Origin of the sequence: Nonomuraea jabiensis (assembly GCF_014204795.1) — a bacterium.
GTDB classification, from domain to species: Bacteria; Actinomycetota; Actinomycetes; order Streptosporangiales; family Streptosporangiaceae; genus Nonomuraea; species Nonomuraea jabiensis.
This window is the reverse complement of sequence record NZ_JACHMB010000001.1, coordinates 4,792,949-4,804,879: the sequence shown is the minus strand read 5'-3', so window position 1 is coordinate 4,804,879 and position 11,931 is coordinate 4,792,949. Positions and strand designations below refer to the sequence as shown.

10 protein-coding genes are annotated in these 11,931 nt (G+C 67.5%); 6 read left to right on the top strand and 4 right to left on the bottom strand.

The annotated features are described in order from the left end of the window. Positions 1–28: 28 nt before the first annotated feature. Positions 29–661 carry an HAD family hydrolase gene (locus HD596_RS22185; RefSeq protein ID WP_185071255.1) on the bottom strand — a complete coding sequence of 211 codons (633 nt, stop codon included), beginning with the start codon at positions 659–661 and terminating at the stop codon, positions 29–31. 739 nt (positions 662–1,400) lie between these two features. Continuing rightward, positions 1,401–2,411: a LacI family DNA-binding transcriptional regulator gene (locus HD596_RS22180; protein WP_185071254.1), complete on the bottom strand. Its 1,011-nt coding sequence runs from the start codon at positions 2,409–2,411 to the stop codon at positions 1,401–1,403. 224 nt (positions 2,412–2,635) lie between these two features. Here HD596_RS22180 and HD596_RS22175 point away from each other — a divergent pair, with 224 nt between their 5' ends. From HD596_RS22175 to efeB, 6 genes are all read left to right on the top strand, one after another. Then, a complete protein-coding gene (locus HD596_RS22175; RefSeq protein ID WP_185071253.1) occupies positions 2,636–3,922 on the top strand; it encodes an extracellular solute-binding protein in 1,287 nt (428 codons plus the stop codon). After that, positions 3,919–4,878, top strand: coding sequence for a carbohydrate ABC transporter permease (locus HD596_RS22170; RefSeq protein WP_185071252.1), 960 nt, complete (start codon positions 3,919–3,921; stop codon positions 4,876–4,878). Before HD596_RS22175 ends, HD596_RS22170 begins: the two co-directional genes overlap by 4 nt. Further along, positions 4,875–5,717, top strand: coding sequence for a carbohydrate ABC transporter permease (locus HD596_RS22165; RefSeq protein ID WP_185071251.1), 843 nt, complete (start codon positions 4,875–4,877; stop codon positions 5,715–5,717). Before HD596_RS22170 ends, HD596_RS22165 begins: the two co-directional genes overlap by 4 nt. A 137-nt stretch (positions 5,718–5,854) precedes the next feature. Next, positions 5,855–6,688 (top strand): iron uptake transporter permease EfeU, encoded by an 834-nt coding sequence (gene efeU, locus HD596_RS22160; RefSeq protein WP_185071250.1) that lies wholly within the window; start codon positions 5,855–5,857, stop codon positions 6,686–6,688. Between the two features lie 11 nt (positions 6,689–6,699). Next, entirely contained in the window at positions 6,700–7,839 is a 1,140-nt protein-coding gene (gene efeO / locus HD596_RS22155; protein ID WP_185071249.1) for an iron uptake system protein EfeO, read from the top strand. Positions 7,840–7,854: 15 nt separating this feature from the next. Beyond that, the gene (gene efeB / locus HD596_RS22150) at positions 7,855–9,108 is read left to right on the top strand and encodes an iron uptake transporter deferrochelatase/peroxidase subunit (RefSeq protein ID WP_185071248.1); all 1,254 of its coding nucleotides are present in this window, start codon (positions 7,855–7,857) and stop codon (positions 9,106–9,108) included. A 489-nt stretch (positions 9,109–9,597) separates the two neighbouring features. Here efeB and HD596_RS22145 read toward each other — a convergent pair whose 3' ends face one another. Then, complete coding sequence (locus tag HD596_RS22145; protein WP_185071247.1) at positions 9,598–10,173, bottom strand: dihydrofolate reductase family protein; 576 nt, start codon at positions 10,171–10,173, stop codon at positions 9,598–9,600. A 616-nt stretch (positions 10,174–10,789) separates the two neighbouring features. Further along, the gene (locus HD596_RS22140) at positions 10,790–11,908 is read right to left on the bottom strand and encodes an acyltransferase family protein (RefSeq protein ID WP_185071246.1); all 1,119 of its coding nucleotides are present in this window, start codon (positions 11,906–11,908) and stop codon (positions 10,790–10,792) included. Between the last annotated feature and the right edge of the window lie 23 nt (positions 11,909–11,931).

Genomic DNA, 11,931 nt, shown 5'->3' with positions numbered 1-11,931 from the left:
AGCGGCCTCGTGACAGGACTACCCACGGTTAAGTGACAATGGCCGCCAGCTCTGTCAGCGTGGAGATCTGCCAGTCAGCCGCCGCGGCGTCCGGCGTGCCCGCCCAGAGGTGGCCCCATGGCCCGCGGCGGATGTGGGCGGTGCGCAAGCCTGCCGCCTTGGCCGGGCCGACGTCGTTGGCCGGGTGGTCGCCCACGTACACGATGTGGTCCGGTGGGGCCTGGGTGAACTCGATCAGGCGGGCGAAGAAACCAGGGTCGGGCTTGGCGACGCCCCACTCGCCGGACGTGGCGACCGCATCCACCGGGAGACGCAGCGCCCGCAGCAGCTCGGCGGCCCGCTCCGTCTGGTTCCCGGCGATCACGAGGCGGTGGCCCGCTGCGCGTAGCGCGATGAGGGCTGGGCGAACGTCGGGATAGAGGTCGTCCTCCTCTATCCGCTCGCCACGGCCAGCGGCCTCTCGGGCGGCGTACTCGGCGTCAAGGTCGATGTCGGGCTGGAGCAGACGGAGGGCGTCGGCGTTGTCTCGGCCCTGGGCGACAACGGCGCCGACCAGCGCAGAGAGGGTGTGGCGAGGGACGTCGAGCCAGTCGGCCCACGAGGCCCAATAACGGTCGTCTCGGACTATCGTTTCTCCGACGTCGAAGGCGATGGTGAGCACAGGCAGAGCCTATGGGGTGCTCCGTGGGCCTGTACCACGCACCTCGAAGATCGCTGCCCGGGCGATGGCGCCAGGTAAATGCCGTCAGAACAGGCTCCGACTTGATCGCTTCCGGCGAGTCATGGATCTTCGCGGATCGCCACCGTAAGTGCGGCTACCGTCGAAACACTTCAGCTGACAGCTACGGATCAGCAAGCATCCCGGCCATAGGTCGTCATGCCGCTGTGAAGGGGGTGAGCGCTCATGACACGCCTTTCACGCTACGCAGAGTACGGCGAGGCAGGTTACTCGCGGGGCTCCCGTTGCACCGATGGCATGCTTACCGCATCCGGATGCTGCCAGCGGATGGGGCGTCACCTCTCCGCAGCGTCCAAATCATCAACCAGGGCCACCCGAATACTGCATGGGGCTGGCGCCCAGCGGTACGACCGCTTCTTGCTCCGGGATACTGCGACGGTCTGCGGCAGCGCCAGGCGCTGAGCAAGTCGCGCCCCCTGAGGCCGAGCGAAGCGAGGCCCGCTCGGGGCGGGCTCCAGCAGGCCAGACCGGTAACCAGGTCAGGGGTGGGCGATGGCGCCGCAGGCGCGGGGGGTGCGCCGTAAGGCGCCTTAATAGAAGCGCCTGAGCCCTTCGGCGCGAAGCGCCCCCTGCGAAGACCTTTGGCCTCGGGGTGGGGTCCAGCAGGCCCGGCACCCAGATGGGCAAGGGGTGGGTGAGCCTGGCCCACCTACCCGGAGGCCTACTCGTATCGGGCTGTGCTGTCTCGGACGATGAGTTCTGTTGCCAGTTCGACCCGCTTGGTCTCCGGCACCTCGCCGCGGCCCATGGCCAGCACCGTGCGGGTGGCCAGGGCGGCCATCTCCTGCAGCGGCTGGCGTACCGTGGTCAACGGTGGCCAGGCCGACTTGGACAGGGGCAGGTCGTCGAAGCCCACCACGCTCAGGTCCTCGGGGACGCGGAGCCCGCGCTGGCGGGCCGCCTCGAACACGCCGAAGGCCATCAGGTCGCTCCCGGCGAAGATCGCCGTCGGGGGCGCGTCCAGGGAGAGCAGCGCGTGGCCCTCGTCGTGGCCGGACTCCACCAGGAACGTGCCGCGGCGGATCAGCTCGGGCTCGATCGGCACCCCGGCCGTCTCCAGGGCCGCACGGTAGCCGTCCACGCGGGCCTGGCTGCACAGCATGTCCGTGGGGCCGCTGATCATGGCGATGCGCCGGTGGCCGAGTTCGAGCAGGTGGCGGGTGGCGGCCAGGCCGCCGTTCCAGTTGGTGGCCCCGACCGAGACGACGCCGGGGGCGGGCTCGCCCTCCGGGTCGACCACCGCGAACGGCAGCGAGCGCGCGCTGAGCTGGGCCTGGATGCCGGTGGACAGGCGCGAGGCGACGATGACCACGCCGTCGGTACGGCGGGCGGCCAGGCGTTCGAGCCAGTCGCGGCCCGGTCCTGCATGGGTGTGCAGGACGGAGATGACCACGCTGGCCCCGGCCTCGTGGGCCGCCCCCTCCGCACCGCGCACGATCTCCATGGCCCACGGCGACTCGATCTCGGCGAAGACCAGGTCGACCAGGCCGGCCGGGGTGTCGTCCTGGCTGATGCGCCGCTGGTAGCCGTGTTCCTGCAGGAGTCGTTCGACTCGATGGCGGGTCGCCGGAGCGACCTCTGGACGTCCGTTGATGACCTTGGACACCGTCGGAATGGAGACCCCGGCCTCTTCCGCGATCAGTGCGATCGTCACCCGCCGCTTCGCTGACACGTTCGGGAGTGTATCCGAAAGTTTCGGTTTGGGATCGCTCCCACTCAAGGTGTTGACGCTTTACGCAGCGTTTACCTACGATCCAGAAGGCGAAACTATCGGGGAGATAACGAAACTTTCGCACGGTGTGTCGTACCGTGCCCCATGAGTCACGCTGAGTCCCGCAAATCACGTGCAGGGGTCCGTACGGCAGGCCGAGCCCAGTCTGAGGAAAGGGACCCCTGATGAAACGCTGTCTGGTGTTGATCGCGACCGCAGTGCTCATAACCGGCTGCGGCGGTGGGGGCGGTGGGGGCGGCAGCACGGCCCCTCAGCAGAGCGGCTCGGCCGCCAAGGTCACTCTTGAATGGTGGCACCTGTCGACCACGGAGCCGCTCAAGTCCCTCTGGGCGCAGCGGGCCAAGGAGTTCGAGGCCAAGAATCCCAACGTCACCATCAAGGCGACGGTTCTGGAGAACGACGCGTACAAGGCCAAGCTGACCACGATCACGCAGTCGGGCAAGGCCCCCGACCTGTTCGCCACGTGGGGCGGCGGCGTGCTCAAGCAGCAGGTCGACGCCGGGCTGGTCAAGGACATCTCCTCCGACGTCGCCGACGTCCTGCCCAACTTCACGCCGGCCGCGCTGAGCGCGTACCAGATCGACGGCAAGACGTACGGGCTCCCGACCGACATCGGCCTGGTCGGCTTCTGGTACAACAAGAAACTCTTCGCCAAGGCCGGCATCACCCAGCCGCCCGCCACGTGGTCGGCGTTCCTCGAGGACGTCAAGAAGCTCAAGGCGGCGGGCGTCACCCCGATCGCCCTGGCCGGCAAGGAGAAGTGGCCGGGCCACTACTACTGGGCCTACCTCGCCATGCGCATCGCCGGCCTCGACGCGCTCAAGCAGGCGGCCGTCGACCACGACTTCACCAAGCCCGACTTCGTCGCCGCCGGACAGCAGGTCAAGGCGCTGGCGGACCTGCAGCCGTTCCAGAAGGGCTTCCTCGGCGCGGGGTACGGCACCCCGGACGGCCAGGCGGCCACGGTGGCGAACGGCAAGGCCGCCATGGAGCTGATGGGCCAGTGGGCGCCTTCCGTGCAGAAGGACGCCGGCAAGGGCCTCGGCGACGACCTGGGCTTCTTCCCCTTCCCCGCGGTCGAGGGCGGCAAGGGCTCGATCTCCGACGCGTTCGGCGGTGGCGGCGGCCTGGCCGTGGGCGCGGACGCCCCCGCGGAGGCCGTGCAGTTCGTGAAGTTCATGACCGAGATGGACAACCACTCCAAGGCCGTGGCGGCCGGCGGCGTGCTGCCGGTGCTCAAGGGCGAGGAGAACGCGGTCAAGGACCCCAACCTCAAGCAGGTGGCGACCGCGCTGGCCGCGGCCGGCGGCTACCAGCTCTACCTCGACCAGGCCTACCCGCCCGCCGTCGGCCAGCAGGTCAACGACAGCGTGGCCGAGCTCATCGCCGGTACGAAGACACCGGAGGAAGTCGGCAAGGCCATCACCGAAGTGGCCAAGAGCGAAGGATGACGACCCTCGTCAAGGGGCCGGAGGCGGTCACGCGTCCGGCCCCCGCCCCTGCCGCCAGGCGGCGTGGCCGCTGGGTGACCATCGCCCTGTTCCTGCTGCCCGCCCTGGTCCTCTTCCTGCTGCTGGTCGTCGCACCCATCCTCGTGGCGTTCTACGCCAGCGTGTTCAGATGGAACGGCTTCGGCGGCCTGCCGACCAACTTCATCGGGCTCGACAACTTCACCCGGCTTTTCGGCACCGAAATTTTCGGCCAGGACCTGTGGCACCTGCTGGTCCTCGTGGTGCTGTCGGTGTGCGTCCAGCTCCCGTTCTCGCTGGCCATCGCGATGCTGCTGAACCAGCGCATCCGCGGGCGGGCGCTGTACCGGGTGGTGTTCTTCGCGCCGTACGTGCTCTCCGAGGTCATCACCGGCGTGCTGTTCTCGCTGATCCTCTCGCCCGAGTCGGGCCTGGCGAACCAGGTCCTGTCGGTGTTCGGGCTCGACTCGGAGTGGCTGGCCGATCCCGACACCGTGATGCCGTCGCTCTTCCTGGTGATGATGTGGAAATATTTCGGCTTCCACATGATGATCTATCTCGCGGGGCGGCAGAGCATCCCGAACGAGCTCATCGAGGCCGCCCAGATCGACGGCGCCACGAGCTGGAAGACGTTCCGGCACATCACGCTGCCGCTGCTCGGGCCGACGATCCGGATCAGCGTCTTCCTGTCCGTCATCTACACGATCCAGCTCTTCGACCTGGTGTGGATCCTCACCCAGGGCGGGCCGTCGCACTCGTCCGAGACGATGGCCGTCACGATGATGGACTGGGGCTTCAAGCGCTCCCAGGTCGGCTACGCCAGCGCGATCAGCGTCGTGATGTTCGCGCTCAGCCTCGTCTTCGCCCTCGCCTACCAGCGGTTCGTGATGCGCCGCGACCTGGAGGGCGCGACCACCTCGATGGGAGAGCGCCGATGATCCACCGGAAGAAGTCCTCGCCGCGGCGCAACACCCTGCCGCTGCATCTGATCGCGTGGATCGTCGGCCTGTTCATCATCATCCCGGTGGTGTACGCGCTGATCGGCGGCTTCAAGTCCACCAGCGAGCTGTCCACCAACCCGCTCGGGCTGCCCGACACCTGGGCCACGGAGAACTACACGGACGTGATCGGCTCCGGCTCGTTCTGGCTGCAGCTGTGGAACAGCACGTTCATCGCGGTCGTGACGACCGTGCTGACCGTCGGGGTGTCGGCGCTGGCGGGGTTCGTCTTCGCCAGGTTCGCCTTCCGCGGCAGGGAGCTGTTCTTCACGCTGTTCACGGCCGGGCTGATGTTCCCGTTCGCGGTGGCCATCCTGCCGATCTTCGTGCTGCTGCGCACGTTCGGGCTGCTGGGCAACCCGCTCGGCGTGATCCTGACGCAGGCGGCCTTCGGCCTGCCGCTGACGATCATCATCCTGCGCGGCTTCTTCCGCGGCATCCCGGGCGAGATCGAGGAGGCGGCGATCATCGACGGCTGCAGCCCGTTCGGGTTCTTCTGGCGGATCCTGCTGCCGATGGCCAGGCCCGCCATCGCCACCGTCTCGGTGCTGGCCATCGTGGGGAGCTGGAACAACTTCATGCTGCCGCTCGTGGTCTTCAACGAGGAGTCGAGCTGGACGCTGCCGCTGGGCATCCAGCAGTTCCAGGGCCAGTACGCCTCCGACACCGCCCGCATCCTGGCCTATCTCGTCCTGGCCATGGTGCCCGCGCTCGGGTTCTACGCCGTCGCGGAACGTCACCTGGTCGGCGGTCTCACCGCGGGCGCGACGAAGGGGTGATCACCTTCCACCTGCGAACGTGACTCGCCGCACACTGTCGCTTCCGGCTCTTGCGCTAGGTATGCTTCGCCTGCCCTAATTTAGGTAAGCCTTTCCTCAGGGAAAGCCAAGCAAAACCTCAGCAAACGGGAGTAACGGTGCTCGCCAGTTACCTCATCGGACTGCGCGAAGGTCTCGAGGCGGCACTCGTCGTCTCAGTCCTGGTCGCTTTCCTGGTCAAAAGTGACCGCAAGGACAAGCTCCCGCACGTGTGGACGGGAGTCGGCGCGGCCGTCGCGCTGTCCGTGGGGTTCGGGGCACTCCTGACGTTCACCGCCGCCCACCTGGGGCACACGGGGCAGGAGCTGTTCGACGCGATCACCTCGCTGCTCGCCGTCGTGTTCGTCACCTGGATGATCTTCTGGATGCGGCGGGCGGCCCGCGCGCTCTCCGGCGAGCTGCGGGGCAAGCTCTCCGATGCCCTGGAGCTGGGCTCGATCGCGGTGGTCGTGATGGCGTTCCTCGCCGTCGCCCGCGAGGGGCTGGAGACGGCGATCCTGTTCTTCGCCTCCGTGCAGGGGGCCGTCACCACGCCGGAGCCGCTCATCGGCATCAGCCTGGGGCTGCTCACGTCCGTACTCATCGGCTGGGGCCTCTACCGCAGCGCCGTGAAGATCAACCTCACCAAGTTCTTCACCTGGACGGGGCTGCTGCTGATCCTCGTGGCCGCGGGCATCTTCAAGTACGGCGTGCACGACCTGCAGGAGGCCAACCTCCTGCCCGGCCTGAGCGCGTACGCCTTCGACATCAGCGGCGTCATCCCCGCCGACTCCTGGTACGGCACCCTGCTGTCGGGCATGTTGAACATCACGCCCCAGCCCAGCGTCGCCGAGGTCATCGCCTGGGCCTGCTACCTGGTCCCCACCCTCTTCTTCTTCCTGCGCAACACGCGGGTGAAGTCCACGCCGTCGCCCGCTTCCTCCGCGGCCTGAACAGGAGCATCATGCGCACCCCCATCCGCCTGTCCTTCGGGGCGATCGCCCTGGCGACGCTGGCCGCCTGCGGCTCGGGGAACACCCCCGCCGCCTCCTCCGGCTCCGCCCCGGCCCAGCCGGGCAAGATCACCGTGGCGGCGTCCGACACCGAGTGCAAGGTCGGCGCCGCCGAGGTCGCGGCCGGTACCACGACGTTCACGATCACGAACGGCGGCACCAAGGTGACCGAGTTCTACGTGTACGCCCCCGGTGACCGGGTCATGGCCGAGGTGGAGAACATCGTTCCCGGACTGACCAGAGAGCTCATCGCCGAGCTGCCGGCGGGCGCGTACGAGACCGTGTGCAAGCCCGGCATGGTCGGCAAGGGCATCCGCAACGCGTTCAAGGTGACCGGCGAGCACAAGGCGCTCACCGAGGACGCCAAGCTCGCCGACGCGGTCGCCAGCTACAAGCGCTACATCAAGTCGCAGAGCGACACGCTGCTGGTCAAGACGCAGGAGTTCGTGGACGCGGTCAAGGCCGGGAAGATCGACAAGGCCAAGGAGCTGTACCCGGTCTCGCGTACGTACTGGGAGCGCATCGAACCGGTGGCCGAGATCTTCGGCGACCTCGACCCGGCCATCGACGCCCGCGAGGCGGACCTGGCCGACGGCGAGGAGTGGACCGGCTTCCACAGGATCGAGAAGGACCTGTGGATCAAGAAGGACATCAGCAAGGACGGCCCCGTCGCGGACAAGCTGATCGCCGACGTCAAGACGATCGTGAGCAAGTCGAACGCCGCCCAGCTGACCCCCCTGAACCTGGCCAACGGCGCCAAGGAACTGCTCGACGAGGTGGCCACCGGCAAGATCACCGGCGAGGAGGACATCTGGTCGCACACCGACCTGTGGGACTTCGACGCGAACCTCGAAGGCTCCAAGGCGGCCGTGCAGTCGCTCAGGCCGGTGCTGGAGGATCGGGCTCCCGACCTGGTCAAGACGCTGGACGAGAAGTTCGCCGCGGCCGAGGCGGCGCTCGACGCGCACCAGAAGGGCGACGGCTGGAAGCTGCACAACGAGCTGTCCAAGGCTGAGCTGAAGACCTTGTCGGACGCGATCAACGCGCTGGCCGAGCCGATCAGCAAGATCGCGCCGGCCATCACCAAGTAGCGGGAGGATCCGGCAATGAGCCAGCGGGTGAGCCGCAGGGGGCTGTTCGGGCTGGGGGCCGCGGGCGCCGCCGTGGTCGGGGCCGGTGTCGTGGCCTCGAACACGCTCTTCGAGGAGCCGCCCGTCGCGCACGCCTCCTCGACCTCCGACCCGTTCCCCTTCTACGGGGAGCACCAGTCGGGCATCGTCACGCCGGCGCAGGACCGGCTGCACTTCGTGGCATTCGACGTCATCACGAAGAACCGGGCCGAGCTGGTCGAGCTGCTGCAGGAGTGGACGGCGGCGGCCGCGCGGCTCACGCAGGGCAAGGAGGCGGGGTCGTACGGGGCGGTGGGCGGCGCGCCGGAGGCCCCGCCCGACGACACGGGCGAGGCGCTGGGGCTGCCCGCGTCGGGGCTGACGCTGACGATCGGGTTCGGGGCGTCGCTGTTCGACGAACGTTTCGGGCTTGCGGACAAGCGGCCCGCGGCTCTCGCCGACTTGCCGAAATTCCCGGGAGAGCAGCTCATTCCGGAAATTTCCGGTGGGGACATCTGCGTGCAGGCGTGCGCCCACGACCCCCAGGTCGCCGTGCACGCCATCCGCAACCTGGCCAGGATCGGCTTCGGCAAGGTCTCCGTACGCTGGTCGCAACTCGGTTTCGGCCGTACGTCGTCCACGTCCCGCTCCCAGGCGACCCCCCGCAACCTGATGGGCTTCAAGGACGGAACCAACAACCTCAAGCTGGAGGACGCCGACCTGCTCCGCGACCAGCTGTGGGCCTCCGCGCAGGACGGCAGCGACTGGATGGCGGGCGGCTCCTACATGGTGACCAGGAAGATCCGGATGGCGATCGAGACCTGGGACCGCACGTCGCTCGTGGAGCAGGAGCAGATCTTCGGCCGGGACAAGGGCGAGGGGGCGCCGCTGGGCAAGAAGGCCGAGTTCGACCCGGTGGACTTCGCGGCCAAGGGGGCGGACGGGCAGCCGTACATCAAGGCCGACGCCCACGTACGGCTCGCCCACCCGACCGCCAACGGCAACGCGCACCTGCTGCGCCGCGGCTACAACTTCGTGGACGGCTCCGACGGCCTCGGCCGCCTGGACGCGGGCCTGTTCTTCATCGCCTACCAGCGCGATCCGCGCAAGCAGTTCGTCCCGGTCCAGATGAACCTGGCCAAGAAGGACGCCCTGAACGAGTACATCAAACACGTCTCCAGCGGCCTGTTCGCCTGCCCACCGGGGGTCCGCGACGCCGGCGACTACTGGGGCCGCACCCTCTTCGGCTAGCAGTAGGTTACGCGGCAGCACCCACCCCTTGCCCTGTTACCTGGTGGGCCTGCTGGAGCCCGCCCCGAGCGGTCCTCGCTATCGCTCGGGTGGCTCTATCAAGGCGCAGGCTCCGCCTGCGCGTGTGGTTGGCCATTTCCGATTCGGACCTTCGGCCAAACGGACGTGAACAGGACGTCCGGCTCCTTGGCCCGGGCACCGTGGACCCGCCCTGCTCGCAAAGGTACACCGCGTTCGCCAAACCCACTGCCAGGAGAAGCACGCCCTCACAGCTTGAACGCAGTGACTCAGTGCGAGTTGCCCACCCTTTGGAGGTGGTCGACGTCCGCCCATGAAATGTGATGATTGTGTGGCGCCGCCCGATCTAGGGTGCGGGCATGTCCTACGTGCTCCACAGTGTTGCCGGTGTCACCGGCGTTCGCCGAGAAACTCAAAGGCTGGTCACGCAACGATCGAGCGCTGAATGGCTCAACGACACCGCGTCGCCGGTCAACTGTGCCGGGTCGGCCGATAGGTCAGTACCTGCGTGTGGCCGTCGAAGGTCCGGGCCTCGAGTAGTTCGAGGTCGAAGTCGTCCGCACCGTCGAAGATCCGGTCCACGCCGGTCGTTCCAGAGATCACTGGGAAGATCGTCACCTCGATGGTGTCGATCAGGCCGGCGTTCAGCAGCGCCCGGTTGAGCGTCAGGCTGCCGTGGGAGCGCAGCGGCACCTCGGATTCCGCCTTGAGGCGCGTGACCACCTCGATGGGATCGCCGGACTCTATGGTCGTGTCCGGCCACTCGAGCGGCTCGGTCAGCCGGCTGGAGAGCACCGTGACCGGGGAGTCGAACATCCGCGTGATCCACCCATCGAACAGGCTGCGGTCGAAGTCCGCGTTGAGGAAGGGCGCGTTCGACGAGTAGGTCTTGGCGCCGAGCACCATGCGCAGCGGGTCGCGGTAGGCAGCGGCGCGATAGGCGAGGAATTCGGGGCCCTGCTTGCCCCAGTAGCCGCCCCAGTCGCCGTTGTGGTTGGCGAAGCCGTCGAGCGTGGAGAAGATGTCGAAGGTGTACGTGGCGGTCATGGTGTCTCCTTGCGGGACGTTGGTCGCGCCGCGCCGTGTGGCGGCCTCACCCCTGCTACGAACACCACCGCCCCGATCCGACACGACTCCCGGATTTCTTCTAGAAACTTTCCGGGCTCATCCGATGTCAGCTTCTCGGCCGTAAACGACCGAGAAGCTGACAGATCGTGGCTGACACGCTTGCTGACCCGTCGATCTCAGCGGAGGTGTTCTCGACGGTGGCAGCGCTCACAGTCGCGATCTGTGAGGACCCATGGCTGACTGGAGCGTGCGGCTGGATCAGAATCTGATTCCATGAAGGTGATGGCGGCCACCGAAGCGTCTCGAAGCTTCGCGACTGTGCCGCCGAGCGAGGCAAGGCGACAGTGGACAGGATGATAGGAGACGCCGATGATGTGGCGATCGCGTCGATCACTGTCGCCGAGTTGCTGGTCAATGTGTCGGGGCATGGAACGTCGTCTTCTCGGCCTGCCGCGACTCACCAGGACAAGGCCGCCCTCATGGACGCGCAAGCAAGCTTCTGCACTGCGCGCCGCCTGAGGGAACGCTAGCCCGGCCGCCGTCCGCCAAGCACTGCTGGCGAACGGCTGAGGTCCGGAGGTGTGCGGAACGCGATCTAGCTTGGGCGGGCCGCGCCGCCTGCTGAGCCGGACCCGACGACGGTCGACGGCTTCCGGCGGCCGAGGCCGAGGACGAATCTGGTGAGGCCCCACCGCCGCACGATCTCGTAGGTGATCAGGCTCAGCGCGAACGACACGGTCATGATCAGCACGTACGGCAGGGGCCCGGCGTCGTCGCGCCGTAGAACGTAGAAGCCCGCGGCGACCAGGAAAGTCTGATGCAGGACGTACAGGGGGAAGGCCGCCTCATTGCAGTACGCCACCGCCTTCGACCCGCCATTGAGGTACCGCCTGCCGTACCCAAGCATGGCCAGCAACGCCGTCCAGCAGGCAAGGTCGCGCACGGCCGTGGCAGGCAAGCTCTCCTGGCCGCCGAGCAGAAGAACCCCCGCGGCCCCGCATACCGCCAGCGCCAGGAACAGCGGCCGCCACCGCTCGACCATGTCCATGATCGAGTCGTCGGTGGCAATAAGGAAGCCCAGCATGAAGTAGGCCGCGAAGACGAAGATGTTCTTCCCGCCCACCTCAGGCAGGTACGACAGCGCGGTCAGCAGCGCGACGGGCAGCAAGGCGGGCAGGGGCCGCCGCAACCACCTCGGTGTGTATCCCCGCCTGGCCAGAAACAGCATCGGCTGGACGAGCGCGGCCGAGATGAGGAAGAGGAACAGGATGAACCACAGGTGCGCCGGCGAGATTCCGCCTGCGTATTCCGACCAGTCAGAGAAGTCGGTGAAGTACCTCCACAGAAAGTCGGCGTAGGAGCCCTCGTAGCCGCGGTGGAACCGCAGGGCGTAGTACGCCTGCGGCGGCACCACCACCAGCATGCCGAACAGCAGCGGTACCAGCAGCCTGGACACCCGCTCGCTGACGTAGCGACCCGCCGACCTGCGTTTGAGCGCGTGGAAGCTGGCCGAGCCGGCCAGGAGGAACAGCAGCGGCATGAACCAGTAGGACAGCTGCACCAGCACGGTGGAGAAGGTGTTCACCTCGCCCTTGACGTAGAACGAGGCATCATCGTTGAACACCCGCGCCGTGTGGTACGGGAACAGGAACAGGATGCCCAGGTTGCGCAACCAGTCGATGTAGTTCTGGCGCCCACCGCCTCGTCTGGACATCGTCGTCGTTGTCGCTGTCGTCA